At 58.4% G+C, this 25199-nt stretch carries 24 protein-coding genes; 12 read left to right on the forward strand and 12 right to left on the reverse strand.

The features are described from left to right. Nucleotides 1-10: 10 nt before the first annotated feature. Nucleotides 11-427, reverse strand: coding sequence for a FlgB family protein (locus tag TRM7557_RS12845; protein ID WP_082626605.1), 417 nt, complete (start codon nucleotides 425-427; stop codon nucleotides 11-13). A 62-nt stretch (nucleotides 428-489) separates the two neighbouring features. Between TRM7557_RS12845 and TRM7557_RS12850 the strand changes: the two genes are divergently transcribed. Then, the gene (locus tag TRM7557_RS12850; protein WP_058290739.1) at nucleotides 490-1818 is read left to right on the forward strand and encodes a FliI/YscN family ATPase; all 1329 of its coding nucleotides are present in this window, start codon (nucleotides 490-492) and stop codon (nucleotides 1816-1818) included. Between the two features lie 86 nt (nucleotides 1819-1904). Here the strand turns inward: TRM7557_RS12850 and TRM7557_RS12855 are convergent, their stop codons facing one another. The 6 genes from TRM7557_RS12855 to TRM7557_RS12880 all read right to left on the reverse strand — a co-directional run bounded on the left by TRM7557_RS12855 (nucleotide 1905) and on the right by TRM7557_RS12880 (nucleotide 6398). Next, on the reverse strand, nucleotides 1905-3791 hold the full coding sequence (locus TRM7557_RS12855) for a DUF1217 domain-containing protein (protein WP_058290598.1): 1887 nt from the start codon (nucleotides 3789-3791) through the stop codon (nucleotides 1905-1907). Further along, nucleotides 3788-4192 carry a flagellar biosynthesis repressor FlbT gene (flbT, locus tag TRM7557_RS12860; protein WP_058290599.1) on the reverse strand — a complete coding sequence of 135 codons (405 nt, stop codon included), beginning with the start codon at nucleotides 4190-4192 and terminating at the stop codon, nucleotides 3788-3790. Before flbT ends, TRM7557_RS12855 begins: the two co-directional genes overlap by 4 nt. A gap of 2 nt (nucleotides 4193-4194) precedes the next feature. Beyond that, nucleotides 4195-4566 carry a flagellar biosynthesis regulator FlaF gene (flaF, locus tag TRM7557_RS12865; RefSeq protein ID WP_058290600.1) on the reverse strand — a complete coding sequence of 124 codons (372 nt, stop codon included), beginning with the start codon at nucleotides 4564-4566 and terminating at the stop codon, nucleotides 4195-4197. A gap of 83 nt (nucleotides 4567-4649) precedes the next feature. Next, the gene (locus tag TRM7557_RS12870) at nucleotides 4650-5504 is read right to left on the reverse strand and encodes a flagellin N-terminal helical domain-containing protein (protein WP_058290601.1); all 855 of its coding nucleotides are present in this window, start codon (nucleotides 5502-5504) and stop codon (nucleotides 4650-4652) included. Nucleotides 5505-5718: 214 nt separating this feature from the next. Continuing rightward, nucleotides 5719-6078 (reverse strand): flagellar biosynthesis protein FlgN, encoded by a 360-nt coding sequence (locus TRM7557_RS12875; RefSeq protein WP_058290602.1) that lies wholly within the window; start codon nucleotides 6076-6078, stop codon nucleotides 5719-5721. Further along, complete coding sequence (locus TRM7557_RS12880; protein WP_058290740.1) at nucleotides 6075-6398, reverse strand: rod-binding protein; 324 nt, start codon at nucleotides 6396-6398, stop codon at nucleotides 6075-6077. The genes TRM7557_RS12875 and TRM7557_RS12880 overlap by 4 nt, the downstream gene beginning before the upstream one ends. Before the next feature lie 311 nt (nucleotides 6399-6709). Between TRM7557_RS12880 and TRM7557_RS12885 the strand changes: the two genes are divergently transcribed. From TRM7557_RS12885 to TRM7557_RS12925, 9 genes are all read left to right on the forward strand, one after another. Then, the gene (locus tag TRM7557_RS12885) at nucleotides 6710-8026 is read left to right on the forward strand and encodes a flagellar hook-length control protein FliK (RefSeq protein ID WP_165592460.1); all 1317 of its coding nucleotides are present in this window, start codon (nucleotides 6710-6712) and stop codon (nucleotides 8024-8026) included. Between the two features lie 2 nt (nucleotides 8027-8028). Further along, nucleotides 8029-8724 (forward strand): flagellar hook capping FlgD N-terminal domain-containing protein, encoded by a 696-nt coding sequence (locus TRM7557_RS12890; protein ID WP_058290604.1) that lies wholly within the window; start codon nucleotides 8029-8031, stop codon nucleotides 8722-8724. A 137-nt stretch (nucleotides 8725-8861) separates the two neighbouring features. Further along, nucleotides 8862-9629 carry a phosphotransferase family protein gene (locus TRM7557_RS12895; RefSeq protein ID WP_082626607.1) on the forward strand — a complete coding sequence of 256 codons (768 nt, stop codon included), beginning with the start codon at nucleotides 8862-8864 and terminating at the stop codon, nucleotides 9627-9629. A gap of 53 nt (nucleotides 9630-9682) precedes the next feature. After that, nucleotides 9683-10423, forward strand: coding sequence for a GntR family transcriptional regulator (locus TRM7557_RS12900; protein WP_058290742.1), 741 nt, complete (start codon nucleotides 9683-9685; stop codon nucleotides 10421-10423). 92 nt (nucleotides 10424-10515) lie between these two features. Beyond that, entirely contained in the window at nucleotides 10516-11901 is a 1386-nt protein-coding gene (locus TRM7557_RS12905; RefSeq protein WP_058290605.1) for an aspartate aminotransferase family protein, read from the forward strand. A gap of 322 nt (nucleotides 11902-12223) precedes the next feature. Then, nucleotides 12224-13324: an ABC transporter ATP-binding protein gene (locus TRM7557_RS12910; protein WP_058290606.1), complete on the forward strand. Its 1101-nt coding sequence runs from the start codon at nucleotides 12224-12226 to the stop codon at nucleotides 13322-13324. 132 nt (nucleotides 13325-13456) lie between these two features. Next, nucleotides 13457-14530, forward strand: coding sequence for an ABC transporter substrate-binding protein (locus TRM7557_RS12915; RefSeq protein ID WP_058290607.1), 1074 nt, complete (start codon nucleotides 13457-13459; stop codon nucleotides 14528-14530). A 70-nt stretch (nucleotides 14531-14600) separates the two neighbouring features. Beyond that, complete coding sequence (locus tag TRM7557_RS12920; RefSeq protein ID WP_058290608.1) at nucleotides 14601-15920, forward strand: ABC transporter permease; 1320 nt, start codon at nucleotides 14601-14603, stop codon at nucleotides 15918-15920. Nucleotides 15921-15926: 6 nt separating this feature from the next. Further along, a complete protein-coding gene (locus TRM7557_RS12925; RefSeq protein WP_058290609.1) occupies nucleotides 15927-16847 on the forward strand; it encodes an ABC transporter permease in 921 nt (306 codons plus the stop codon). A gap of 71 nt (nucleotides 16848-16918) precedes the next feature. On the opposite strand, the gene TRM7557_RS12930 is transcribed toward TRM7557_RS12925, so the two are convergent. Together TRM7557_RS12930 and TRM7557_RS12935 are read right to left on the reverse strand one after the other, a co-directional pair. Next, nucleotides 16919-18232, reverse strand: coding sequence for a lytic murein transglycosylase (locus TRM7557_RS12930; RefSeq protein WP_058290610.1), 1314 nt, complete (start codon nucleotides 18230-18232; stop codon nucleotides 16919-16921). A 110-nt stretch (nucleotides 18233-18342) separates the two neighbouring features. Continuing rightward, nucleotides 18343-19035 carry a helix-turn-helix transcriptional regulator gene (locus TRM7557_RS12935; RefSeq protein WP_058290611.1) on the reverse strand — a complete coding sequence of 231 codons (693 nt, stop codon included), beginning with the start codon at nucleotides 19033-19035 and terminating at the stop codon, nucleotides 18343-18345. A gap of 141 nt (nucleotides 19036-19176) precedes the next feature. On the opposite strand from TRM7557_RS12935, the gene TRM7557_RS12940 reads away from it, so the two are divergent. Further along, the gene (locus TRM7557_RS12940; RefSeq protein WP_058290612.1) at nucleotides 19177-19878 is read left to right on the forward strand and encodes a glutathione S-transferase family protein; all 702 of its coding nucleotides are present in this window, start codon (nucleotides 19177-19179) and stop codon (nucleotides 19876-19878) included. 13 nt (nucleotides 19879-19891) lie between these two features. Here TRM7557_RS12940 and rnr read toward each other — a convergent pair whose 3' ends face one another. From rnr to dapE, 3 genes are all read right to left on the reverse strand, one after another. Further along, complete coding sequence (rnr, locus tag TRM7557_RS12945; protein WP_058290613.1) at nucleotides 19892-22183, reverse strand: ribonuclease R; 2292 nt, start codon at nucleotides 22181-22183, stop codon at nucleotides 19892-19894. A 115-nt stretch (nucleotides 22184-22298) separates the two neighbouring features. Beyond that, on the reverse strand, nucleotides 22299-22724 hold the full coding sequence (locus TRM7557_RS12950) for a GNAT family N-acetyltransferase (RefSeq protein WP_058290614.1): 426 nt from the start codon (nucleotides 22722-22724) through the stop codon (nucleotides 22299-22301). After that, on the reverse strand, nucleotides 22721-23866 hold the full coding sequence (gene dapE, locus TRM7557_RS12955) for a succinyl-diaminopimelate desuccinylase (protein WP_058290615.1): 1146 nt from the start codon (nucleotides 23864-23866) through the stop codon (nucleotides 22721-22723). The genes TRM7557_RS12950 and dapE overlap by 4 nt, the downstream gene beginning before the upstream one ends. A gap of 278 nt (nucleotides 23867-24144) precedes the next feature. On the opposite strand from dapE, the gene TRM7557_RS12960 reads away from it, so the two are divergent. Beyond that, nucleotides 24145-25179 carry a transporter substrate-binding domain-containing protein gene (locus TRM7557_RS12960; RefSeq protein WP_058290743.1) on the forward strand — a complete coding sequence of 345 codons (1035 nt, stop codon included), beginning with the start codon at nucleotides 24145-24147 and terminating at the stop codon, nucleotides 25177-25179. The last annotated feature ends 20 nt before the right edge of the window (nucleotides 25180-25199 follow it).

Consider the following 25199-nt stretch of genomic DNA (forward strand, 5'->3'; position numbering starts at 1 on the left):
TGATTTCCTATCAATTGCTGCCGAGGCTGGTGCGCAGGATGGTCATAGAGGACCGGTAAATCGCCAGCGCGCGGTCGTGTTGCCGTTTGGCTTCCACCCCTTTGAGGATTTCTTCCTCAAGGGTCACAGAGTTGCCATTGGGGTCGACGTAAGAGCTGTCGGCTTGCACGGCCCAGTCGAATCCGCTGCCGTTCGCGCCATTTAGGTGCGACGCGCGAGAGGCGACCATGTCGCCCTGCGATTCTCCTGCGGCATAGACCTCGCGAAAGGGTTTGATATCCTTTGCCAGGTAGTCAGGTGTATTGGCGTTCGCGATATTCTCCGACACCAATGCCTGACGTTTGCCAGCATGGGTTGCCATCGAAAAAGCGATCTTAAAAACATTCAGTTTGTCGAACACCGGGGCTTCTCCCTCGATCAATTTCAATCAAGGCTTAACCCTGATTCCTTTAGAAATTGTTTGCAGAGACCTTGTTGGAGAAACCGCAGATGATTTCAGAGCTGGAAGCGTTGAGCCAAGAATTGGCCAATAGCCGCCTTTCAACCCCTATGGGGCGGGTGACCGGAATTGGCGGGGGAGAGATTGAGGTTTCTGGCCTCGCGGGGCAGGCGCGCTTGGGTGACAGGCTGGTCCTTCGGCGCGGCCCACGCGACGAGGTCTTTGGCGAGGTGCTTGGCCTGAGCGGGGAAGTGGTGCGTATGCTGCCTGACAGCGCGCCGGATCGTGCTGCCATCGGCGACCCTGTTCTTCTGTACCCGGTGCCGGAGTTTGCGCCGGATGATAACTGGATTGGCCGGGTCATTGACCCGTTTGGCGCGCCGCTGGACGGGATGCCGATGCTGCGCGGGGTAGAGGCACGCGATATTATGACAGCCCCTCCCAAGGCCGCAGAGCGGCGCGGATTGGGCGAACGCCTGCCAACCGGTCTTTCGGTGCTGAACACCGTTTTGCCGATTGTGGAAGGTCAACGCGTCGGTCTGTTTGCGGGCTCTGGTGTTGGTAAATCCACTCTGATGGCCCAGTTGGCCCAGAACATGGGCGCAGATGTCGTTGTTATGGCGCTGATCGGCGAACGGGGCCGCGAGGTCAATCACTTCGTCAAGGACGTCTTGGGCCCCGAAGGGATGAAACGGACCATTGTTGTTGCGGCAACGTCGGATCAATCTGCGCTGGTGCGTCGTCGCTGTGCTTGGTCGGCCATGACAGTGGCAGAGCATTTCCGCGATCAGGGTAAAAACGTGCTGTTTATGGCTGACTCGGTCACACGATTTGCCGAAGCGCACCGTGAAATCGCTGTTGCGTCGGGCGAGGCGCCGGCGTTGCGCGGCTATCCCCCGTCTGTGACGCCGCTGATCACCGGTTTGTGCGAACGGGCAGGCCCCGGCAACGCGAGCCAAGGCAATATCACAGCAGTCTTTTCTGTTCTTGTGGCCGGATCGGACATGGATGAACCCATTGCTGATATTCTGCGCGGGGTTTTGGATGGGCATATTGTGCTCAATCGCGAAATTGCAGAACGCGGCCGTTTCCCGGCGATCGATGTGTCTCGCTCGGTGTCGCGCAGCTTGCCGGCCTGTGCCACGCCAGATGAGAACGAGATGATCCTTGCTGTGCGCAAGTTCCTAGGGGCTTACGAACAGTCCGAGGTGATGATCCGCGCGGGTCTGTATTCGGAAGGCAATGATATCACGTTGGACCAGGCGGTGAAAATCTGGCCGGAGTTGGACGCTTATTTTGGCAAAGCAGACCCGGATGGCATCCAAAACAGTTTCAGTCGCCTGCTCTTGTTGTTGCGCCGGGCTGCCAAAAAGCGCTGACCAAAGAAGCGTCGCCCAAAGCGGCACAAGCGAATGAAAAACGCGCCCCATCAGATGAGGCGCGTTTTTTTCAATAATGGAGGGATTTAGCGGAACAAACTCAAGACCGCTGAATTGCTCGAGCTGCCCCCAGCACCCCCACCGATCTGGGATGTGGCAAGGTAGCGGTCAATCAGCCCCTGCATGTTCTCAGAGTTGGCGAAAACGGAGGGGTCGTCCGAGCCAAGCACTTGCTGTGCCCGGTTTTTATACACGTCCAGCGCAATATCGATATCCATCTGCCCCACTTCTTCGGGCAGGCCCAGAGCGGCCTGCATGAAGTCGGTCAAAGCCTCTTGCCCCATGATCGTGAACCACATGGTGTCAATGTCCGAGGTCTGATCTTCGTCATCACCAAAGATATTTTCCAGAAGTGAATCAATATCTTCTTCTTCTTCCGCCGGGAAAAGCTTCTCTAGTTCGCCGCGTGCAAGATCTTCGGTGTATGTCACCAAGCTCGGCAGCTCGCCTTCAGCTTCTGCATTGGTGCGGTAGATGCTGAAGATGTTGGTGGTGTTGAACGAATTCAGAATCTCTTCGGGGTCATTGGTGCCAAACAGGGCCAGACCCTGGTTTTTGTATTCAGCCAGTTGATCATCGATGGGTTGCTCATCGAAATCATTTGGCAGTTGGAACGCGGTTTCAAAGAACGATGGCAGTACGCCTTGTCCCATCACGGCCAGCCATTTGGCGTCCACAGCAGCGTCAGCGTTGGCATCGGCTTCATCCGGCACAACAATATTGAAGATACTGCTGGTGACAGAAATCGACCGGGATATGTCTCCGCTGCTCAGCCCCTGGTCCTGTGCGGCGGTTCTGAAGATCTCCATGGTGGCGTCACGATCACTGCCCGTTGCAAATTCGCGCGGGTCGTCAGTGCCAAAAATATCTTCGGCCTTCCGCTTGACCAGTTCAATGGCCGCTGTTGAGTCAATTCCGCTCAGGTCAGACACATTCAACGCGACTTCGAAGAATTCACGCGACTGCGTGTTGTCGAGCAGATCGCTCCAGACTTCGTTGACAGCCGATTCCTCTGCCACCATTGCGCTGAGCAGGCGGCTGCTCAGTTCCGCAGCTGCACTGATGTCCTCAGTGCTCATCGTGCCTTCGCGTCTTGCTTGGGCCGTAAACAGGGCGGTCACATTCGCGGCATTTTCCGGGGCAAAGAAGATTGCCGGATCCGAGGTGCCCAGCAGCTCTTCGGCCGAGTCCATATAGGCTTCGATGCGTTCATCATCGTCCATCGTCAGGACGCTGTTGCCCAAAGAGAATGCGGTATTGAAGAATTCATCAAGAGAATCGCGGTTCAGCATCTCTTGCCATTTTTCCTCGAGCGTCCGGTCTTCTTCTTCTTCTGGGTCGCCGCCAATTCGGGCAAGGAATTCACTCACCGCATTGTCACGCAAGCTGCCTTCGCTGCCTTCTTCCTGTATGGTGTCGCCCAGCAGTTCCGGGAAGGAGCGTTGCGCAAAAAGCGCGTTTCGCATCACTTCATCCTGTTCGCCAATGGCTTCCTCAAAGGACGACGTGTTGAAGGCATCGACAACGGACTGCATCGCGCCCTTGTCGGCAGTTTTCAAAGACTGACCTGGTCCGAACCCAAAGGCTTCGGACAATTCCACATACCGTTGGTCGTCCAAGGTATTGGCCAAGGCATCAGAGGCCGTCGTGCCTTCGTTCAGGACGCGTTCCAAAAGAGCGCGATAGTCTACTTCTTCTTGCAGCCCAAACGCCTTAACCGCCACCTGCAAGAGGCGACGGTCGTTCAATAGGTCTTCGCTGGTCTGCACTGCCCCGATATTCTCGAGGAAGTAGTCCGTATCGTTCGAAAGATCCCCGCTTTGCGAGAAAGCTTCGAACTGGCGGTCATATGTGGACTGGAGAAAGTTCCAGCCCGCTATGCCCTGCGAAGGTATATACGGCGTGAAGGTCATTGTGAGCGCACGGCCATAAGCCGTTCCTCACGGGGCAAAAGCGCCCGCAAAGCCTTCAGGCAACGATAGTGATTGTCGCTGATGACAGCGTCGGTGGCTTCCGCCAGGGCGCTGCGGCTGTCGGCATCGGTGAAGACCTGACTCAGCTCTTCAATCCGGCGCAGCATCGGCAGTTTATCTTCTTCGGCATCCACCTCGCCGGCCAGGACCATCTGGGCTGCGTAGCAGACGCGGCGCACTGGGGTATTGGCTTCTTCGGGATGAATGGCATCGCGAAGGCGCAGGATGTTTGCATCAGGGGTGACAATGGACAGACGGCTGCGGCGATCACCGTTTTCGATGACGGCACCGTTGACCAAGACGCGCTCTTTCGGCGCAAGTTTAAGGACCAATCCGCTCATTTTTAGGACGCTCCGCTCCGTAGGCCACGCAGGATGGCCGTGTTGATTTCTACCAAGGGCTGGACCGTTGCTTTGCGGGCCAGCACTTTGCTGCTGTGTTCACGCGTGAATTGTGCCAAGTGGAACAGGCGACCCTTGAGACTGTCGGGCAGTTTGTTCCCAGGCTTGGCCATATCGGCGCTGAAAAGAGCCCAGAGCTTGCGGTTGTCGGTCACCGCACTAACCAGTTCAGTAAAACCATCGGCACCTTTGGCATTGGCTGCGATCATCCGGTGGGTGATCCGCGCCATGATCTCGTATTCGGTGTCTCTGGCAGTACGGGTGGGGGCTTTTGCCGCCGCGTAGGCGCTCTTCGCCTTTAGAAGGGCATTCACGTGTTTTCCTAACGTTTTGTTCTACTGATTCTCAGCGAAGGGGGGTCTGGGGCGCGAAACCACGCCCCAGATCAAAGGTCGTATTAGCGGAAGAGCTGCATCAGTGTGGACGGAGCTTCGTTCGCGATGGTCAGCGACTGAACTGCCAGTTCCTGCTGGGTTTGCAGCGCGTTCAGGCGTGCAGAGGCTTCTTCCATGTTGGTATCGGTCATGGTGGAGATACCCATGGTCATCGCGTCGGTCAGTTTGCCAACAAAGTCAGACTGGTCTTCGATACGGGCGGCATCCGCACCCAGTGCCGCGGCACCAGTGATCGCGACTTCCAGAAGGGCCTCGATTTCACCCAGCGCTGTCGCCGCGGTTGCGGAGTCGGTGATGGAGGTCAGCGACGTGGAGAAGTCCAGGTCCGCTTCGAAATCGACGGTGGAGACGGTGATTTCCACTGCAGTCACGGTGCCACCTGCGCCTGCGCGGTCAAGCGATGCCAGAACGCCGAGGTCGGTGGTACCAGAACCCGCACCATCAATGTCGGTTTTCAGCAGGTTTGCACCGTTGAACTGTGCCGCGTCGATGATCGCAGTCACCTGTTCGGTCTTGGAGGTGATGTCTTCTTGGATCTTGGCGTGGTCAACGTTTTCAGACTGGCCGGAGATGATCAGTTCTTTGATCTCGGTCAGTGTGTCAACGATCTGCTCGGCACCGGCGGAGGCAACAGCAACGGTTGCTTCACCAACTGCCAGACCTTGCTCGATGGCTTCAAAGCCTGCAACGTCGGATTCCATGGTTTTGGAAATCGCGTATACAGCTGCGTTGTCTTTTGCAGTGCCGACTTCTTTACCGGTGGAGATGGACTTCTGAGTGTCTTCCAGGTCGCTGTTGACAGTTTTCAGAGTCTGCAGAGCAACCATTGCGCCGTTGTTGGTCAGAATGCTGGACATAGCGTATATTCCTTAGCTGGTGGGGCGATTTTACCCCGTAGATTTATCCGTGCTCCGGTATGGAGCTGTTTTCTGACGTCTTCTGACCTTGCCTTGCCCTCGGGCCTCGGCGCCACCTATCGATCAGGTGCAGATGGAATTTGGCCCATTAGGTCCTAACGGAGTCCTAAAGGCCAAATTTGCCTTTTTAAAATTTTCTCCAAAACCCAAATGGTTATGCGCGCTTCTCCAGCTTCATGGCACCATTGGTGGCATAGCGGGCGCGTTGACCACGCGGATCATAGACTTCGAGGCCCTGACGCACCTTGCGCAGCTCTTGCATGCGGGCCGAGACAGCCTTGATGCCCAGCATTGCGTTTTTCAGCAGATCCTGATTGCGGCTGACCTTGTCGTGCACATCATTGAGCTTTTCATGGCCAAGATCGTCCTGAGCGTTCAGCTCATCGATCAGCTCTTCTTTTTTGGCCAGAATCGCTTCGAGTTTGTGGAGCTGGCCATTTTTCAACGCGTCACGTTCCAGTTCGAGCTGGTCGTCCAATGCGTCGATCAAGTCTTGTGGGGTCGGTGTGCTCATTCTTGAGACTCCTTAAGGGCGTTGTAGATGGTCTCGGCCAAGCCGATGCCGCCTGATTTGGCGATCTCTTTGGCTTGGGCCTGAACAAGGAAGCCGGAGAATTGGTCTTCACCTGCACCGCCATTGCCAAATCCTTCGCGGGATTTGCCAAGGCCTGCAGATTTCAACATTTCAGAAAGAAAGGAGGCTTCCAGTTCAACCGCAGCCTCGCGCAGGGCTTTGTCCTGCGCAGACAGCGTATCAAGGGTCCCGGCAGCAGATGCGCCGGACTTCTGAAGCAATACATTAGGAGAACCCACAATGGGGTTCGAAAGAGACATGGGCATTTTGCACCTCGGTTCCATCGGATCGAATTCTTCGAACACGGTGACTTTGCGCACGATCCGGTTAAAAATCGCGTAACCGATTTGAGATAAACCTGAGACAAACGCGATAGAATGTCCGGTGGCTCATGATCAACATAGTACAGCAAGTACAATCACTTAACGCGCAATCAGGTAGGGCACAGAGCGATTCTGTGCAGGCCAAGCGCGGAGGTGGTGACTTTGAAAAACACGTACAGGGCCAGGGCCAATCGCGTGCAGATGACATGTCTTCTGACAGTGTAGAGGCACCGAAGGATACCGAAAATATGGCTTCTGACGCGACCCATCCGGGCAGCGATGAAGCGCAAGGTGCTTCGCCCGAACCAGAGACTGAAGCGCAGGGCGTGGCAGAGGCTCAGGTCTCTTCCGATCCTTTGGAGCAGCCGGAAGACGTCAATTTTGCCTCTGTGGAAACTGAGGGTCAGACCGAAGGCACGACGCCTGTCCCAACTGCACTCGCAGAGAGCGCGCAAACCCCGGTTGATGGTCCCGCTGCGGTCGAACCCCAATTGGGGGCATCAGAAGCCGAACCCGTCGCGCCGACATCAGATGGGGCAGACATCGCTGTTGACGATTTGGCCCAAGACCTTGTCGAAAAGGGTGTTGAGGGCGCTGCAGCAACGGATCCTCTGGTCGGTTTGGCGAACCCACAAACGACCTCTGCGGTACAGGCATCTGCCGCTTCTTTTGCTCAGCCTGCGCAACAGGGCGGGCGGGGGCTCGTGCAGGGCGCTGAACTGGCGCGTACTGCGACCCAGCCCGTGGCTGATGCGGGTGATGACGTATCGCAGGCGGCTCTTGCGGGGGATCTGAAGCTCAAAGCTGGCGCAAGTGGTCCGATTGTGGAACCCGCGGTGACTGCTGCTGCGTCGCGCACAGCTGGCGCTGTTCCACTTGTTCCGGTTCCGACTTGGGGCGCGCAGCCCGCGGCGCAGCCAACACGACCAGCAGCGCCTTCTGCTTCGGGTTTGATGACGGCGGCAGGGGTTTCTGTGTCTGCGCAAACTCTGGGCGCGTCATTGTTCGCAGCGGGTGCGGATGAGGCCTCGACCGGGCTGGCGGCACCGTTGGCGGGTGTGACGACCGGGACGGAACGTGGATCTGACATGCTTGCGCTGCCACAAATGCTGACCGAAGCCTCAGTGCGGGCAGGCAGCAGCACCGCCTATCGCGATGGCACCCCCCGTTTTGTGGCTGTGCAACTGGCCGAAGCGGCGATGCAGGGCAAGCCGAAGGTGGAAGTGGTCCTGAACCCGCAAGAACTGGGCAATGTGACAATGCGCCTGTCTACCACAGAGACGGGCATTGCCATGGTGATTCAGGCAGAACGCCCTGAAACCGAAGAACTTATGCGGCGCCACATCCATGAGCTTGAGAAAGAATTCAAGGAAATGGGCTTTGACAATGTTGAATTCAACTTTGCTGGCAGTGGCGCTGAACATTCCGGCAGCAGCGAAGGCAGCTCTGGCGACGCGGGCGAAGGCCTGCTGGACGGGGACGCCCTGACGGAAACGGAACAAGAGACCGCCCTGATTGGCGGACATCTAAACTTGGCAGCCGAAGTGCTGGATATGAGGGTCTAAGAATGGAACTGACGAATTTCTCCCAATTTGGGGTTACGCCGCAAACATCAACATCGCAGGCCGCTTCGTCGGCGGCCACTTCGGCACTGACGTCCGATTTTGAGACGTTTTTGACTCTGATGACCACCCAGGCGCAGTATCAGGATCCGCTCGACCCGATGGATTCGTCGGACTACACGGCGCAGCTGGCGCAGTTCTCGTCCGTGGAACAGCAGGTTCAGACCAATGACACGCTGAGCGCGATTATGGGTCAGCTGTCCCTGTCGAATATGACCCAGCTTACAGGGTGGGTTGGCAAAGAAGTGCGCGCCCCCGCAGCGGCGCAGTTTGATGGCGAAAATTCCGTCACTGTGCATCCCAACCCCGCCGCAGTGTCTGATCGCGTTGATATGGTGGTCTATGACGAAGACGGCAGCGAGGTTCAGCGCCTGTCTCTGCCGGTGTCTGCGGACCCCTATGAATGGGATGGACGCCGCGATGATGGCACAGTGCTGCCCGATGGGAACTACACCTTTGTGGTGGAAAGCTTCAGCAATGACGAAAATGTTCTGACAGAGGTGGCAGAGATCTATGCCCAGGTCACCGAGACACAGGCGCACAATGGCGAAGTGGCCTTGATCCTGGATAGCGGCTCGGCCATTTTGGCGTCGTCGGTGACCGCACTGCGTGAACCAGAGTCTGAGACCGCCGGACTCTGATTTCATCAGGCCAGTGGCTTCATCGGCCTCGCCGCTGCCGGAGCACAGGCAGCGCAACCGCGGAGCCGATCCTGAACCAGCTGTCTTCAGAATTTGAACAAACCCTGTTCCGCCACGTCGCGGGGCAGGGTTTTGTATTGGAAACACCCCTCCGGCTCAGCGGCGGACGTTCGAACCATGTGTGGCGTGCGGGGCGATTTATTCTGAAACTTTTTGCCAGTTCGGCCAGGAACCCGTTGTTTGCCAACTCTGCCGCCAGCGAACAAAGCGTGCTGGAGACTTTGTCAGGGACAGGTCTGGTGCCTGACCTTTGCGCCGCAGGGCAGTTCGAGGGGCAGAACTGGCTGCTGTATCGCCATATCGAAGGCACACCGTGGCGCGAAAATACCGCACAGGTCGCGGCGCTTTTGGGAAAATTGCACCAACTGAACCCGCCGTCTGGGTTGCCTTTGGGGGCCAATGGCTCGGCTGACTTGGCGGCGCAAACTTTGGACATTCTGCGCGCCTGTGATCCTGTGGAGGACACTCTACTGCACGCGCCCGAGGGGGTTGTGACGCCCACCGACCATATGTGCCTGATTCATGGCGACCCCGTGCCCGGCAATATCGTCGTCCGGCAGGGTGGATTGGTGTTGATCGACTGGCAGTGCCCGAAGGTGGGGGATCCGGCCGAGGATCTGGCGCTGTTTTTGTCGCCGGCCATGCAGACCATCTATGGTCGTGACCCGCTGAGTGACAATGAGGTTCAAACTTTCCTGACCGCCTATCCCGATCCCGAGGTTGTCGCACGCTTGATGGATTTGCGGCCGTGGTTTCACTGGCGCATGGCCAGCTACTGCCTGTGGCGCGGGGATCGGGCAGCGGCGAATCTAGAGCTCGCGGCGCTGGGCCTGTGTCGATCCTGAAACGGTTCCACATTGAATTTGATCATTTTTTGCGATCTGATCCGCATTCGTTTATGCTCGCCTCTGACGACCGGTTTTCGACCTCAGCCACGAAGGAAGCTCTGCCTTTGGCCCCATCTGCGCAATCTGTTTCAGTGCCTGCCAGCAAGCAGCCAGCCCATGAGGCGGTGTATCAGCAGTTGCGGGCGCAGATCCTGTTTGGGGAACTGGCGCCGGGGCAGGCGGTTACCATTCAGGGGCTGGTTGAACATTCAGGCGCTGGCATGACACCCGTGCGCGAAGCAATTCGGCGGCTTATTTCGGATGGCGCTTTGGTGTTTCAGGGCAACCGTCGGGTGTCCGTTCCGCTGCTGTCTGAGGCTGATATAGATGAGCTTTTGTTCGCACGGGTTTCTTTGGAATGCGAACTGGCCCGGCGCGCTGCACGCCATATCACCGATGATGCAATCGAGGCCCTCGCGCAAATTGACGAGACCCTTGATCAGGCCATCGCCCAAGGAGACATCCGTCGTTACTTGGAACTGAACTACACCTTCCACAAGCAACTGGATAGACATGCGGATGCGCCCATTTTGCGGGATCTGGCGGATCGGCTGTGGTTGCGATTTGGTCCGTCATTGCGGATTATTTGTGGTCGTGTCGGCACACAGAACGTGCAGGATCATCACAAGGATATCCTGAGCGGCCTGCGTCAGCGCAACGCGGATCTGGTGGCATTGGCGATGGAACGGGATGTTGTGCAGGGCATGGAACAGATGCGGCAGGGGCTTGCCCAAGGTTTGTCTGCGGATTGACAGCGCATAATTTGATCATATTCTGAAATAGCCCCGAGAGGTGCTATTTGGCCCTTAGTTTTTGGACTTGGGGCGGTTTCAGGAGTCTGCCCATGTCGTCGATCACCAACCACCTCCCCACGGCCGAACTGCAGGCGCTGGATGCGGCGCATCATATGCACCCGTTTACGGCCAATGGGGGTCTTGCACAGAAAGGTGCGCGGGTCATCACCTCGGGTAACGGGGTGATGCTGACCGACAGCGAAGGCGCACAGATCCTTGATGCAATGGCGGGGCTGTGGTGTGTTAATATCGGCTATGGCCGAGAGGAGCTGGCAGATGTTGCCGCCCGACAAATGCGGGAACTGCCGTTTTACAATACGTTTTTCCAGACCACCCACACGCCAGTCATCGCGCTTGCCGCGAAACTGGCAGAACTTGCGCCGGGGGATCTGAACAATGTGTTTTTTGCAGGCTCCGGCTCCGAGGCCAATGACACAAATATCCGCATGGTTCGGCATTACTGGGCGATGCAGGGCAAGCCGCAAAAATCGGTGATCATTAGCCGTAAGAATGCCTATCATGGCTCTACCGTTGGGTCGGGGTCACTGGGGGGGATGTCAGGGATGCACGCGCAGGGAGGTCTGCCGATCCCGGACATTCATCATATCAACCAGCCCAACTGGTGGTCCGAAGGCGGCGAGATGAGCCCCGAGGATTTTGGCCGCGCGCGGGCGCAGGAGTTGGAACAGGCGATTCTGGATCTTGGAGAAGATCGAGTCGCGGCTTTCATTGCGGAACCAGTCCAAGGAGCGGGGGGCGTGATTGTGGCCCCGGATAGTTACTGGCCAGAAATTCAGCGGATTTGCGACAAATACGAGATCCTTTTGATTGCCGATGAGGTCATTTGCGGCTTTGGTCGCACCGGTGAATGGTTTGGCAGTCAGACCCTGAACATTCGCCCCGACGTTATGACTATCGCCAAGGGGTTGTCGTCCGGCTATGCGCCGATTGGGGGATCCATTGTTTCGGACGAGATTGCTTCGGTCATTGCGCAGGACGAGTTTAACCACGGCTATACCTATTCGGGCCACCCGGTGGCGTCTGCGGTGGCGCTCGAAAATCTGCGCATTCTGGAGGAAGAGGATATTGTCGGTCATGTGCGCAATATTGCCGCCCCCTATCTGCAGGAGAAATGGCAAGCTCTGACCGAACACCCGTTGGTGGGCGAGGCAAAAATGGTGGGCCTTATGGGGTCGATTGCGCTAACGCCGGACAAATCCGCCCGCGTCCCGTTCAAGGCAGAGGCCGGAACCGTGGGGTACATTTGCCGCGAACGGTGCTTTGCCAACAATCTGATTATGCGCCATGTAGGGGACCGTATGATCGTATCCCCGCCTTTGGTGATCCAGCCCGATGAGATTGATCTGCTGATCGAACGGGCGTGGAAATCCCTGGACGAATGCCACAGTGAACTGCGCAAAGAGGGTCTTGTTTGAGGTTCAGGCGATGGGGCGTGAAGGGGACGATTCGACCCTTTGTCCCGAATTGGATCCGATCCAGTTGACGTATGTGCCTGTTTTTTAGACCGTCAAGCAGCGGTAAGTTGTGGGGGTTTCTTCGGTTTTGCTGGAGTATTTTCGAAGAAAATGCCGAAATTGTGGGTGAATCGGGTAAAATCTCCCGTTTGTGCGCGGCATGTTCAGAAAGGGATTTTTGCAATCTGGCTTTGCCCTGTTGCCATGCGCAAGGGGGCTATGCTTACCTTGAACCATCAAGAGCAGGAAAAACTGCCACGATAAACTAAACGGGGAAGAAGATTTGGCCGATGCGTCGAGATCGGATGCGTTCGTAGAATTCGAACGTGTTCAAAAGAGCTATGATGGCGAAACCTTGGTGGTCAAAGACCTGAATTTGACCCTGCCAAAGGGCGAATTTCTGACAATGCTTGGACCCTCTGGGTCGGGCAAAACCACCTGCCTGATGATGCTTGCAGGATTTGAGACAGCCACCCACGGGGATATCCGGCTTGGCGGCGTGTCCATCAACAATATTCCACCTCACAAACGCGGCATTGGCATGGTGTTCCAGAACTATGCCTTGTTTCCGCATATGACGATTGCCGAAAATCTGTCGTTCCCGCTTGAGGTGCGCAATATCGGCAAATCCGAACGCGAGGCCAAAGTGCGCCGTGCGCTTGAGATGGTCGAGATGGGTGGATTTGAAGGCCGCCGTCCAGCGCAGCTTTCCGGTGGTCAGCAACAGCGTGTCGCGCTGGCGCGTGCGCTGGTGTTTGAACCGGAACTGGTGCTGATGGACGAACCGCTCGGCGCGCTGGACAAGCAGCTGCGCGAAAAGATGCAGTTCGAAATCACGCGTCTGGCGCACGACCTTGGGATCACCACTGTTTACGTCACCCATGACCAGACCGAAGCGCTGACCATGTCGGACCGGGTTGCCGTATTCAACGATGGCCGCATTCAGCAACTTGCACCGCCGGATGAGCTTTACGAGGAACCGCAGAACAATTTCGTGGCGCAGTTCATTGGCGAAAACAACACGCTGGCGGGCACGGTGACCGAAATCACCGGCGATCGTGCGCTGGTGCAGCTTGATAGTGGCGAAGTGATCGACGCCAAGCCAGTTAACGTCAGCCAAGCGGGGGAACGCACGCGCGTGTCAATCCGTCCCGAACGGGTCGAGTTCAAGCCGGAGCGCCTGCCCGCTGGTGCCCATATGCTGACTGCGGAAGTGCAAGAGTTCATCTACATGGGTGACACCTTCCGCACTCGCCTGTCCGTTGCCGGCAATGACGACTTCATTATGAAATGCCGCAATGCGCCGGGTCAGCAGCGGTTGGTGCCGGGCAGCACGGTGCAGATCGGCTGGATGCCGGACGACTGCCGCGCATTGGATGCATGACATTGAAACCGGGGTCGGAAGCCACAGCTTCCGGCCCCGTTTTTGTTCAAGAGGTTTCGATTAGAAGCAGCGGCTGAAATGCCCAGGCTGCCGCTTCACCAGACAAATGGGCATGATACGGGAGAAAGACTTATGAAGATCAAGACAGCCCTGCTGGCCTCCGCGCTGACATCGGTGGGTTTTGCCGCACAGGCGGCGGAAGTGACCGTGATGTCGTGGGGCGGTGCCTACACCAAGAGCCAGGTTGAAGCCTATCACAAGCCCTTCACCGCCGAGACCGGTATCAAGATCAACTCTGTTGATGCCGACAACCCGGCAACCCCGATCAAAGCGCAGGTGGAAGCCGGCAATGTGAGCATCGACGTTGCAGACGTTGAATTCTCGGATGCGGTGCGTCTGTGTGACGAAGGCCTGCTGGAAGAGATTGACAGCTCCATCCTGCCGGCTGCACCCGATGGCACCCCGGCGGCAGATGACTTTATCGAAGGTGCGCTGCAGGATTGCGCGGTTGCGAATATCGTCTGGTCCACCGTGATGGCCTACAACACCGAAAACAACGCCACCGCGCCAGATTCGATCGACGACTTCTTCAACATCGCTGACTATCCGGGCAAGCGCGGTCTGCGCAAATCTGCCAAAGCGACCCTTGAAATGGCGCTGATGGCGGATGGTGTGCCCGCAGGCGACGTTTACGATGTGCTGGACACGGACGAAGGTGTGGATCGCGCATTTGCGAAACTCGACAGCATCAAATCCGATATTGTTTGGTGGGAAGCTGGCGCGCAGCCGCCGCAGCTGCTGGCTGATGGCGAGGTTGTAATGTCCACCGCCTACAATGGCCGTATCTTCAACGCCGCTGTGGGTGAAGGTCAGCCGTTGGAAATCGTCTGGGATGGTCAGATCCTCGATTTTGACCTCTTTGTTGTGCCCAAAGGAGCGCCGAACAAGGACGCAGCGCTGCAGTTTATCTCATTCTCCACGGATACCCAGCGCCTGGCGGATCAGGCCTCCTGGATCTCTTATGGTCCGGCGCGGAAATCCTCCGGTGCGCTGGTCGGCACATACTCGGACGGCAAAACTGAAATGGCCCCGCATATGCCGACGGCCGAAGCCAACCTTGGCAATGCGCTCGTCAACAACTTTGAGTTCTGGGTTGATAAAGACGCCGAGCTGAACGAGCGTTTCAACGCTTGGCTCGCCAACTGATCTTGATCTGAAAATCAACGGAGCGGGCCGGCATCGGCCCCTCCTCTTCTGACACATTCAGAAAGACCTCATGACCGACGCGACTTTTTCCCCGGATGAAGATGTGGCCAAAGCCCCGGCAAAGGGGCTGACCACAGCTGACGGACGCCCGCTGAAACAGGCCCTTGCCCGGGCGCAATCCCATGCCCGCTGGCGCGCCTTCTTTCTGGTGGCACCGCTTCTGGCTTTTATCCTGCTGACATTTGTTGTGCCCATCGGCCAGATGTTGCATCGCTCGGTCTATAATGACGGGTTCACCCTGCACGAAGATATCGGTTCGGGCACTCAAACCCCGCTGATGACCAACCTCAAGACATGGTTCAAGGACAACCCTGCAGGCACGGACCCAGACGAGGCTGCCTTTGCGGCTCTGGCCGCTGATCTTCTGGTCCTGCGCGAGGTCAAAGCCGCAGGTCAGGCGGGCACGCGCATCAACTATGAGCTCTCTGGCTCGCGGTCCATGTTCACCAAAGCTGCGCGTCGCGCAAAGAAACTGGAACCGCCCTACAAAGAAGCCATCCTTGATCTGGACGAAGATTGGGGCGACCCGATGCTGTGGCGTGTGATGCGCGATGCAACCTCGGCCTATACTGCGAATTTCTACCTCGCGGCGATGGACCGGACCAAAGATGTTGACGGCAATGTGGTGTCCGTGAATGAGAACCGGCAGGTTTACGTCAAGCTGTTCACCCGGACGCTGATGCTGTCGCTGCTGATTACTTTCCTCTGTTTCCTACTCGCGTATCCGATTGCCCATTTGCTGGCGACACTGCCGCTGGCAAAATCGAACCTCTTGATGATCCTTGTGCTGCTGCCGTTCTGGACCTCGCTTTTGGTGCGAACAACCAGTTGGATGGTATTGTTGCAAAGCCAGGGTGTGGTGAACGACGCGCTGGTCAGCATGGGGCTTTTGGGCGACGAGAATCGCCTGCAGATGATGTACAATCAGCTGGGCACAATTATCGCCATGACCCATATTCTGCTGCCCTTTATGGTGCTGCCGCTCTATTCGGTGATGCGCCCGATCAACCCGTCCTACGTGCGCGCGGCGCGGTCACTGGGGGCAACCAGCTGGACGGCCTTCCGCCGGATCTATTTCCCGCAGACCGTGCCCGGCATTGGGGCGGGGGCGCTGTTGGTCTTTATTCTGGCCGTTGGCTATTACATCACTCCGGCGCTTGTGGGCGGCGCGGATGGTCAGCTGATCTCCAACCTCATCGCCTTCCATATGCAGAAATCGCTGAACTGGTCGCTGGCTGCGGCGCTGGCTGCGCTTCTCTTGGGGGGCATTCTTCTTCTCTACTGGCTGTATGACCGGCTGGTGGGCATCGACAATCTGAAGCTGGGGTAAACGACCATGGCCCTTCCCAAACATGCCTCACGGCTCGAACGGATCTGGCATTACACCTATCTGGTGATCTGCGCGCTGATCTTCCTGTTCCTGATGGCGCCGATCCTTGTGGTGATCCCGCTGTCCTTCAACGCAGAGCCTTACTTTACCTTCACCGAGAAAATGCTGCGGCTCGATCCCGAAGGATACTCAACCCGCTGGTACGACCTGCTGCTGACCTTTGGCATGCAGGCCCCCGACGCGGCGCGCGATGGCAGCTGGTGGGCGGATGCCTGGTCCAATGCGGCCTGGATCCAGGCCACCAAGAACTCGATCATTATCGGTTTCTTCTCGACTTTGTTGGCCACCGTGCTGGGCACTATTGCAGCCCTTGGTCTGTCGCGGCCTGAAATGCCGGGCCGCCGGGTGATCATGGCCATCCTGATTTCGCCGATGATTGTGCCGATTATCATCGTGGCAACGGGCCTGTTCTTCTTTTACTCCGCGATCTCGATCCAGGATTGGGGCATTCCCTATCTTGGGGTGATCTTGGCCCATGCGACACTGGGCATACCTTTTGTGATCATCACCGTGACCGCAACGCTGGTGGGCTTTGATCATTCGCTGACCCGCGCCGCGGCCAGCATGGGGGCAAGTCCAACACTCACCTTCCTGCGCGTGCAGATGCCGCTGATTCTGCCGGGCGTGATTTCTGGCGCGCTCTTTGCCTTTGTCACATCTTTTGACGAGGTCGTGGTGGTGCTTTTTGTCGGCGGCCTTGATGAACAGACCATCCCGCGTCAGATGTGGAACGGTATTCGCGAACAGATCAGCCCGGCGATCCTGTCGGTTGCAACAATTCTCGTTCTGATCTCCATCGCGTTGTTGACCACAGTAGAACTGTTGCGTCGACGGTCCGAAAAACTCCGCGGCCTGAGCCCGGGGTAGGCCCCCGGCACTTCTTTTGGCTATAAATACTCCGGGGGGCCCGAAGGGCGGGGGCAGGGCCCCCTCCTCGCTTACCGCAAATGTTGCAGCAAGCTGAGCGAGGCATAGCCATCCGGGGTCAGGCCCTTTGCGATCTGATAGTTTCGGATCGCCGTAATGGTCTTGGGGCCGATCTTGCCGTCCACACCATCCGTGTCAAACCCGGCGCGTGTCAGGCGGCGCTGCATTTCCTTGCGTTCGCGGAACTTCAGTGCCCGGTCGCCGCGCGGCCAGCGGCCTTTGATTTCGGGGCCGCCTGCCAGTCGATCGCTCAGGTGACCAACCCCGATCACATAGGCATCGGCCGCATTGTAGCGCTCGATCGCGGCAAAGTTCTTAAAGATCATAAAGGCCGCGCCATTGCCGCCGCCGGGCAGCAGGATCGACGCGGTGCCGTGGTTTGGCACTTTGCCGCCCTCCATATTACGCACGCCCAGACGGGCCCATTCGGCGGGGCTTTTCTGCACTTTGCGGCTGGCCAAGGCATAGTTGAAGCCTTTGGGCAGGCGCACTTCCACGCCCCAGGGCTGGCCTTTGGTCCAGCCAGAGCGTTTGAGGTAGGCCGCGGTCGAGGCCAGCGCGTCGGTGGGGTTTTCCGACCAGATGTCGCGTTTGCCGTCGCCGGTAAAATCCACTGCATAGGCCAGATAAGAAGTTGGAATAAATTGGGTATGGCCCATTGCGCCGGCCCAGCTGCCCTTCATTTTGCGCGGCGCAACATCGCCCGATTGCAGGATTTTCAACGCCGCAATCAACTGCGCTTCAAAGAACTTGCCGCGCCGCCCGTCAAAGGCAAGGGTCGCCAGCGACTGGATCACATCCATATCCCCGCGATAGCTGCCGAATGAGCTTTCCAGCCCCCAGACGGCCACAACCACTTCTTTTTCGACGCCATAATGTGCTTCGATCCGCTCCAGTGTCTTACGGTGCTGTCGCAGCGCTTTGCCGCCGTTTTTCACCCGCGTATCCGAGGCGGCAGAGTCGAGATACTGCCAGATGGTTTTGGTAAATTCGGACTGATTGCGGTCGCGTTTTATAACATCGGCGTCATAGCTTACGCCCTGAAAGGCCCGGTTCAGTGTGGCTTGCGAAATGCCCTGCGCACGGGCACGGCCAAAAAAGCCCTTAAGCCAGCGATCAAAACGTGCGTTGTCGGCGACTTTGATTTCCGAACTTGCCGTCGCGTTCACCAATGCGCGCATCCGCGGCCGCGGTGTCGCCGTCGCTGCGTGATCCAAAAGGGCAGGTCTTATGGTGGGCCGCGGGCTGGTTTGCGGCGCTTCGGCCCAGGTTGGTGTTGCCATGATCGCGGTCGCCGCGACGGCCAGTTTCAGCCATGTCGTCATGATACCCTTAACCTATGCTGCTCGTTGTTTCGTTTGACTGTAGCGGGGGGCGCGGCGCGGCGGAAGAACTCTCTTTCCGCGTGAGCAAGCGCTTGCCGGCCATCACGCTTTTATTGCGATGCTGTTTTGCGAAACTGGGCCATCGCGGCGCGCAGCAGGGGCACGCGGTCTGGTCGAAAACTTTGATCGCTGACAGTCAGCACATCCATCCGGTCCAATCGGAAAACCCGGAAATCCTGTCGCAGATAACACCAGGCAACCAAAACGGTTGAGCGATCAAAATAGAACAAGGACAAGGGCTTCACCCGCCGCGTGCTGCCTTTGCCAGCGCCATCCACATAGTCGAACGTGATCTCGCGCTCGTCCCAGCAGGCCGTGCGTAGGGTGGCGGGATCCACATTGGGAACCGCAGGCCGATCAAAGCGATGCGCGTTCAAAACGGCGTGGCGCAGCCGGTGGGCCTGGCTCTCTGGTAGGCGCGATTCCAATTTTCCAAGGGCCTTCTGCGCGGCCGTTGCCAATTCGGGATCCGCTGTTTCCTGCACCTCGCGCAGGCCCAGAACCAGCGCCTCCAGTTCCGTTGCGGTAAACCCCAAAGGCGGCAGCGTCGCGTCTTCGATCAGGGTAAAGCCAAACCCCGCCTCGCCATCGATCACCGCACCCAGTTTGCGCAGCTCGTCAATGTCGCGGTGCAGGGTGCGCACCGATACGCCCAAATCTGCGGCCAGCACCTGCGCGGTGATCGGCGGTGTGCCCAAGCGCAGCAATTGCATCAGGCGGAACAGGCGGGCGGTTTTGGCCATTGGTGTGTTGGGTCCTTGCGCGAGTCTTCAGAACTGTGGAGCGAGCTCATGACAGAAATTGGCATGAGGGGAGGTTAGACCAAAGCCATCGCAACGGACAACGATCCTTTAAACGACCCTAAAATAGAAGGAAATTTCCTCATGCTCACTCTTCTGTCCCATCAGGGGGGCGGTGGCCTTTACAGCCTTTCGCCTTTTTGCACCAAAGCGGCCTATCTGCTCGAACTGTCGGGCCAACCCTGGCAGCGCGAGGACTTTGGCGATCTCACCGCGACGCCCCATCACAAGTTGCCCGTGCTGCGGGTCGGCACAGATCTGATCCCGGACAGCGAAGGCATTCGCCGGTTTCTTGAAGGGAAGGGAGCTGACTTTGATGCAGGGCTCACCGCGCAGCAAAAAGCGCAGTCCCGGCAGATCATCCGCATGGTCGATGAAAGCCTGATCCTGCGGCTGATTTGTGCGCGCTGGTTTGAACCCGCAGGCTGGGATGCGCTGCACCAGACGATTTTTGCCCAAGCGCCAAAGGAAATTGTTGAACAATTCCGCGCTGGGGTGCTGGCGGGCCTGCATTTCACCGGCCTTACCCGGTTTGACAAACAAGAACGTCTGCTGCGGCTTGATCAGGATCTGTCGGCGCTCCGCGTGACACTTGGCGACCAGCCCTTCCTGTTTGGCGACCAGCCCACGGCGGCGGATTGTTCGCTGGCCCCCATGGTGGAAGCCCTCACGCGGTTCCCAACGGATCCTGAAACGGCAGAGCGCGCTGCGAACCACAGCGCGCTCCTGTCCTATAGCGACCGGGTGGCGCAACGCTTTGCCCTCACCCTGCCTGTCGCAGCCTGATCCATGGTCAGGGTCACTTGCGTTTGCGGGTGACCTTGCGCTTGGTTTTTGCAGCTTTGTGTTTCGATTTTTCGACCTTGCGGCGAGTCACCGTACGGCCCGCGGGGCTGCGGCGACGCCCGCTGCCTTTGCCGGGGCGGCCACCGTGCCCCTTTGGCATGGCGGCATCTTCCAGCGACAACAGCTCCAGCTCCAGCCCGCCCGTCACCGGCGCAGCCTGCACCAGCTTTACCGTGACGCGCATACCAATCGCAATCGTCAGCCCGGTGTCGACGCCCATCAGCGTGCCGGCATCGGCATCAAAGTGGAAAAACTCGCGCCCGATAGACCGCACTGGCACCAGACCATCTGCACCGGTTTCGTCCAGCTTTACAAAGGCCCCAAAGCGGGCAACCCCCGAAATCCGGCCCGCAAACTCATTTCCGACCCGTTCGGACAGGTAAGACGCCAGATAGCGGTCCGTTGTGTCCCGCTCCGCCACCATCGAACGGCGCTCGGTCTGCGAAATATGGGTCGCGGTGTCCTCCAGCTGTTCGATTTCCTCGACGCTCAGCCCATCATCCCCCCAGCCGTGCGCCTTGATCAGCGACCGGTGGACGATCAGGTCCGCATAGCGGCGGATGGGCGAGGTGAAATGCGCGTAGTTGCGCAGGGCAAGGCCAAAGTGGCCAAAGTTTTCCTGCGCATAGTAAGCCTGCTGCATCGACCGCAGGGTCGAGATATTGATCAGCTCTGCATCATCCGTGCCCGCGGCCGCATTCAACAGCGCATTCAGATGGCGGGTCTGCAGCACCTGACCTTTGGCAAGGTTCAGACCGGCAGCTTGCGCGGTTTCGCGCAGGTTATCCAGCTTCTCCTGTTCGGGTTCTTCATGAATCCGGAACAACAGCGGGCTGCGTTTCTTGATCAGGGTTTCGGCGGCGGCGACATTGGCCAGCACCATAAACTCCTCGATCAGCTTATGCGCATCCAGTCGGTCGCGGAAATTGACCGAAGTGACCTCGCCTTTGTCGTTCAGCACGATCTTGCGTTCTGGCAGGTCCAGATCCAGCGGCTGGCGGCGCTTGCGGGCCTCGACCAGCGCGGCATAGGCGGCGTAAAGCGGCTTAATAACTTCTTCCAGGAAGGGTTCGGTGCGCTCTGACACGCGGCCGTCCATGGCATCCTGCACTTCTTCATAGTGCAGCGAGGCCGCGGATTTCATCAGACCGCGCACAAACTTGTGGCTGATCTTGTTGCCCTCGGCATCGATCTTCATGCGCACGGCCAGACAGGCCCGCGGCACCCCTTCGTGCAGCGAACACAGATCGCCCGACAGGCGGTCGGGCAGCATTGGCACCACGCGGTCCGGGAAATAGCTGGAGTTGCCGCGCTTGCGCGCCTCGCGGTCCAGTGGCGAGCCCGGTTTCACATAGGCTGCAACATCCGCAATCGCGACCCAGATGATATGGCCGCCCGGGTTTTCCGGATCGTCATCGGCATGGGCGAAACAGGCGTCATCATGGTCGCGCGCATCGGCGGGGTCGATAGTGACCAATGGCATATCGCGCAGATCTGTGCGGCCCGACAGGCCCACCGGTTTGGCGGCATCTGCCTGTTCGATCACCCTATCGGGGAAGTGATCGGGGATGCCGTGCTGATGAATGGCGATCAGCGACACCGCCTTGGGGGCGCTTGGGTCGCCCAGGCGTTCAACAACGCGTGCCCGTGGCAGGCCCATGCGGGTCTTGGGTCCCGCCTGTTCGGCCTCCACCAGTTCGCCGTCGCGAGCGCCATGGGTGGCGTCCTCGGCCACCTGAAATTCGCTTGATGACGCCTTCTCGATCGGCACCACACGCCCGCCTTCGGATCCTTTGCGGAAAATACCCAGCACACGTTTCGGGTTCGATCCAATGCGGCGGATCAGACGGGCCTCGTAATTGTGGTCTTCGTTCTGCACCACGGTCATCCGCGCCAGAATACGGTCGCCTTCGCCAAGGGCCGGATCCGAGGCGCGGGGGATGATCAGAACCACCGGTTCAACACCTTCGCCGTGCCATTCCAGCGGCTGCGCGAACAGGTCGCCGTCTTCATTTGGGGCTTTGACAAGGAGAACGGTCACCGGCGGCAGGCGATCCGGGTCGCCATAGCTGCGCTTGCGCTTTTCCAGATGCCCTTCGGCCTCTAGCTCCCTGAGCACACGTTTCAGGTCAATCCGCTCTGCGCCTTTGATGCCAAAAGCCTTGGCAATGTCGCGTTTGGAGGTCTGAGTCGGGTTGGCGGAGATCCAATCGAGGACCTCGGCTTTGGTAGGAATGCGAGCCATATCCCCGCGTACCACGCCCGCATGACAACGTCATGTTGAAAAATGCAGGAGTTTGGCGCTGTGACTCGGGTGCTCTGTCTGGGGCAAGGGCGGGGATGCTTGGGTCAGCTTGGTGTCAGCTCAGGCGGCGGACCATGTCGCGGTGCTCAATGCCTGCATCCAGGTAGATGTCGCCGTAGGCCTCAAATCCCAGTTTCTCATAAAACCCAAGCGCATGAATCTGCGCGCCGAGCTTGGCGCGGGTGATGCCATCGCGGGCACGGGCGGCATCAACGCAGGCTTCGATCAGTTTCGCGCCAAGGCCGGTGCCGCGCGCGGATTTCACCACGCAAACCCGGCCGATTTTGGCGGTGTCGCCGATAAACACAATCCGCGCGGTGCCCAGAGGCGTGCCATTGTCCGTCGCCAGCAGGTGCAGCGCGCTGTCGTCCAGCGCGTCGCGTTCTTCTTCAATGGGCACGCCCTGTTCGTCGACAAACACCTCAAACCGCAAGCGCAGGCAGGTGTCAAAGTCGTCGGTCACCGCGATTTCAAGGCTCATGCAAAATACTCCTTGAGGATACGGCTGTAGATCGCCTTCAGCTGATGAATATGCGCCACCTCGACCCGTTCGTCCACCTGGTGCATGGTCTTGCCGACCAGACCGCATTCGACGACAGGGCAGTGGTTTTTCACAAAGCGTGCATCCGAGGTTCCGCCGGTGGTGGACAGTTCGGGGCGAATACCGGTTTCGGCCTCAACCGCGCCTGCGACCAGATCGGACAGGTCCCCTGGCGGGGTGATGAAGCTCTCGCCCGAGATTTTCACCTTCATCTCGACGGTCAGGCCGAATTCCGCCTCGATCTTGTCTGCCTCGGCTTGCAGCCAGTCGGTCAGTGAGGCGCCGCTGTGCAGGTCATTGAAGCGGATATTGACCGCCCCGGTGCAGTGCGCCGGGATTACATTGGTGGCGGCATTGCCCGTGTCCAGCTGGACAACGGCCAGCGTCGAGGCATCAAAATGTTCCGACCCCTGATCCAGCTCGTGACCGGCCAGCCGGTCCATCAGGCGCACCATCCCATTCAGCGGATTGTTGGCCCGGTGCGGGTAGGCGGCGTGTCCCTGAACGCCCAGAACGGTGAACCATGCAGTGATGGACCCACGGCGGCCGATTTTCAGCATCTCGCCCATGTGGTTGGGGCAGGTGGGCTCGCCCACCAGACAGTGGCTCATCTGTTCCTGCTCGGCGTCCATATAATCCAAGAGCGCTGTGGTGCCGTCGGTCGCGTCGCCTTCTTCATCGCCGGTAATGGTCAGGATCACCGCCCCATCGGGCGGCGTGTCGCGCACAAAATCCACTGCGGCGGCGGCAAAGGCGGCAACGCCAGATTTCATGTCCGTAGCACCACGGCCGTACATGAACCCATCTTTTTCCTCAGCCCCGAATGGATCCACGGTCCAGGCTGTTTCGTCCCCAACCGGTACAACATCAGTGTGGCCATTAAAGCCAAAGGTGCGGGCATGGCCTTTGGCCCCCCAACGGGCAAAGAGGTTGGACGTCTCGCCGCGATCCACCCGGGTGCAGTCAAAGCCTGCCTCGCTCAGCAACTGTTCCAGAAGAACCAGCGCGCCGCCTTCGACCGGCGTTACAGAAGGACAGCGGATCAACGCAGCTGTGAGGGCGGCAGGGTCTGTTGCAGTCATGGTCAACACCTTGTCTGAAAATTCTGATTTCAGCAGACCTAGCGCGGATCAGCCCCCCTGTGCAATTCATCAGAGCCCAGCAATTCAGCGCATTGCGTGGTTTTGTGGTCGCGTTTTTTCCCCTTGAATGGTCCGGCGTTCAGTGATCCTTGCCTTGATCCTTTTCAGGGCCTATTCGCATTGCCGAAATCCACGCAAAGTGATGGTCTCCCCCGTTGATTAAATTCTGCCTCCGCATCGTTGTTTTGGCGCAGTTCCTGCTGCTTCCTGCTTTTGTCATGGGGCAAGAGGCTGGCGCCTCTGTGGACACTGCAGACCGGCAAACGGTGGTGGTGAACACCGTGACGCGGCCACCGTTTTCGATGGAGGAAGACGGCGCAGAGACGGGATTCACCATCGATCTGCTGCGCGCGCTGGCGGATCGGTTGAACTGGGATCTTGAAATTCATCGTCAAGATAGCTTTGCTGCCATGCTCTATGGGGTTCCGGGCGGGCAGGCAGATGTGGCGGGTGCCAATATCTCGATCACTGCGGTGCGTGAAGAAACAATGGACTTCAGCCAGCCGATCTTTGAAAGCGGGTTGTCGATCATGGTCTCCAACGAAGACCTTCGGCAGCCCAGCCTGCTGCGGGCGTTGTTTTCCTGGGATCTGGCGGCTGCGATCGGGCTGGCGTTTCTGATGCTGTTCTGCGGTGGCATGCTGATGTGGGTGTTTGAACGCAAAGCGCAGCCCTATTTTGACCGCCCATTGAAAGACGCCTGGTTCCCATCCTTTTGGTGGGCGCTCAATCTGGTGGTGAATGGCGGGTTCGAGGAACGCGTGCCGCGCTCTGCCTTTGGGCGGGTCTTTGCGGTGCTTCTGGTGCTGTCGTCCCTGTTTATCGTGTCCGTTTTTGTGGCGAAAATCACCGCTGTGATGACTGTGGATGCAATCACCGGCTCGGTGCAGGGGGTCAATGACCTCTATGGCAAACGTGTCGGCACGGTAGAGGCCTCAACTGCGGCCGGATTTCTGGACCGCCGCGAGATCGACTTTATTGCCTATCCGGGGCTGGATCAGCTGATCGAAGCGTTCGAGGACGGTGATGTGCGCGTTGTGGTCTTTGATGCGCCGATCCTTGACCACTACATCCGCGCTGGCGGCCACACCACAGGTCACATTGTCGGCAACCGCTTTATGACCGAATACTATGGTCTGGCGTTTGGTCAGGGCTCGTCCCTGGTCGAGCCTACAAACCGCGCGCTTCTCGCCATGCAGGAAGACGGCAGCTACGACCAGCTTTACCGGAAATGGTTTGGCGCGCGCCGCTAAGGCGCGCGAGGTCTTCAGGG

It is taken from the genome of Tritonibacter multivorans (genome assembly GCF_001458415.1).
Classification (GTDB): Bacteria; Pseudomonadota; Alphaproteobacteria; order Rhodobacterales; family Rhodobacteraceae; genus Epibacterium; species Epibacterium multivorans.

Excerpts from the sequence above, each read along its gene's own strand:
- flbT (WP_058290599.1), bottom strand. The coding sequence starts at position 4,192 with ATGAGCGGATTGGTCCTTAAACTTGCGCCGAAAGAGCGCGTCTTGGTC.
- TRM7557_RS12870 (WP_058290601.1), bottom strand. The coding sequence starts at position 5,504 with ATGTCCAGCATTCTGACCAACAACGGCGCAATGGTTGCTCTGCAGACT.
- TRM7557_RS12885 (WP_165592460.1), top strand. The coding sequence starts at position 6,710 with ATGGCTTCTGACGCGACCCATCCGGGCAGCGATGAAGCGCAAGGTGCT.
- TRM7557_RS12950 (WP_058290614.1), bottom strand. The coding sequence starts at position 22,724 with ATGAGCCTTGAAATCGCGGTGACCGACGACTTTGACACCTGCCTGCGC.
- TRM7557_RS12960 (WP_058290743.1), top strand. The coding sequence starts at position 24,145 with ATGGGGCAAGAGGCTGGCGCCTCTGTGGACACTGCAGACCGGCAAACG.
- TRM7557_RS12930 (WP_058290610.1), bottom strand. The coding sequence starts at position 18,232 with ATGACGACATGGCTGAAACTGGCCGTCGCGGCGACCGCGATCATGGCA.
- TRM7557_RS12905 (WP_058290605.1), top strand. The coding sequence starts at position 10,516 with ATGTCGTCGATCACCAACCACCTCCCCACGGCCGAACTGCAGGCGCTG.
- TRM7557_RS12920 (WP_058290608.1), top strand. The coding sequence starts at position 14,601 with ATGACCGACGCGACTTTTTCCCCGGATGAAGATGTGGCCAAAGCCCCG.
- TRM7557_RS12850 (WP_058290739.1), top strand. The coding sequence starts at position 490 with ATGATTTCAGAGCTGGAAGCGTTGAGCCAAGAATTGGCCAATAGCCGC.
- TRM7557_RS12925 (WP_058290609.1), top strand. The coding sequence starts at position 15,927 with ATGGCCCTTCCCAAACATGCCTCACGGCTCGAACGGATCTGGCATTAC.
- TRM7557_RS12875 (WP_058290602.1), bottom strand. The coding sequence starts at position 6,078 with ATGAGCACACCGACCCCACAAGACTTGATCGACGCATTGGACGACCAG.
- TRM7557_RS12855 (WP_058290598.1), bottom strand. The coding sequence starts at position 3,791 with ATGACCTTCACGCCGTATATACCTTCGCAGGGCATAGCGGGCTGGAAC.
- rnr (WP_058290613.1), bottom strand. The coding sequence starts at position 22,183 with ATGGCTCGCATTCCTACCAAAGCCGAGGTCCTCGATTGGATCTCCGCC.
- TRM7557_RS12940 (WP_058290612.1), top strand. The coding sequence starts at position 19,177 with ATGCTCACTCTTCTGTCCCATCAGGGGGGCGGTGGCCTTTACAGCCTT.
- TRM7557_RS12915 (WP_058290607.1), top strand. The coding sequence starts at position 13,457 with ATGAAGATCAAGACAGCCCTGCTGGCCTCCGCGCTGACATCGGTGGGT.
- TRM7557_RS12890 (WP_058290604.1), top strand. The coding sequence starts at position 8,029 with ATGGAACTGACGAATTTCTCCCAATTTGGGGTTACGCCGCAAACATCA.
- TRM7557_RS12900 (WP_058290742.1), top strand. The coding sequence starts at position 9,683 with ATGCTCGCCTCTGACGACCGGTTTTCGACCTCAGCCACGAAGGAAGCT.
- TRM7557_RS12935 (WP_058290611.1), bottom strand. The coding sequence starts at position 19,035 with ATGGCCAAAACCGCCCGCCTGTTCCGCCTGATGCAATTGCTGCGCTTG.
- dapE (WP_058290615.1), bottom strand. The coding sequence starts at position 23,866 with ATGACTGCAACAGACCCTGCCGCCCTCACAGCTGCGTTGATCCGCTGT.
- TRM7557_RS12880 (WP_058290740.1), bottom strand. The coding sequence starts at position 6,398 with ATGTCTCTTTCGAACCCCATTGTGGGTTCTCCTAATGTATTGCTTCAG.